Here is a 1,059-nt window from a genome sequence, read left to right as displayed (position 1 = left end):
GATCTGCCCCCTCTCCCCCGATCTGCCCGAGCCCGCGCTCCGCGACCTCCTCGACGCCCTGGCCCCGGACGCGATCCGCACACCCGACGGCCTCGTCCCCCACCGCGCCCGCGGCGGGCACGCCCCCGTCGACGCGGGCACCGCCGTGCTGATCGCCACGTCCGGCTCCACCGGGGCGCCCAAGGTCGTCGAGCTGTCCGCCGCCGCGCTGCGCCACTCCGCCGCCGGGACCCTCGCCCGCATCGGCGCCGCGCCCGGCGACCGGTGGCTGTGCTGCCTGCCCACCAGCCACATCGCCGGTGTCCAGGTCCTCGTCCGCGCCCTCCTCGCCGGGACCGACCCGATCTTCGTCCCGCGGTTCGACGCCGCCGCCGTCGCCGCCGCGGCCACGGGGCGTCCGCACATCTCGCTCGTGCCGACGCAGCTGCGCCGCCTTCTGGACGCCGGAACCGACCTCTCCCGGCTCGGCGCGATCGTCCTCGGGGGCGCTCCCGCGTCGGCCGGACTGCTCGACGAGGCCCGCGAGCGCGGCGCCCGCGTGTTCACCACCTACGGCATGAGCGAGACGTCCGGCGGCTGCGTCTACGACGGGACGCCGCTGCCCGGCATGCGCGTCGCGCTCGGCGACGGCGGCCGGATCCGCCTCGCCGGGCCGTCCCTGTTCACCGGCTACCGGCTGCGGCCCGAGCAGACCGCCGAGGTCAGGGACGGCGACTGGTTCCTCACCCAGGACCTCGGCGCCATGGAGCACGGCCGGCTCCGCGTCCGCGGCCGGCTCGACGACGTGATCAACACCGGCGGGGAGAAGGTCGTCGCGGGCGAGGTCGCCGCCGCGCTGGCCCGCCACCCGAAGATCCGCGACGTCGTCGTGGTCGGCCGCCCCGACCCCGAATGGGGCGAGCGCGTCACCGCCGTCGTGGTGCCCGGCCCGTCCGGCGGGCCGCCCGGGCTGCCCGAGCTGCGCGCCTTCGTCCGCGAGACGATGCCCGCCTACGCGGCACCGCACGAGTTGGAGCTTGTGGACGCCATCCCGCTGCTCGCGTCCGGCAAGCCCGACCG

General features: G+C 77.4%; 1 protein-coding gene. It reads left to right on the top strand.

Going from position 1 to position 1,059, the window contains the following annotated elements:
* Nucleotide 1 precedes the first annotated feature (1 nt).
* On the top strand, nt 2-1,059 hold a 1,058-nt coding region (locus tag E1264_RS42765; RefSeq protein ID WP_243711527.1), incomplete at its 3' end, for an AMP-binding protein.

The organism is Actinomadura sp. KC216, from assembly GCF_004348535.1.
GTDB lineage: Bacteria > Actinomycetota > Actinomycetes > Streptosporangiales > Streptosporangiaceae > Spirillospora.
This window is presented reverse-complemented; position numbering and strand designations above follow the sequence as displayed.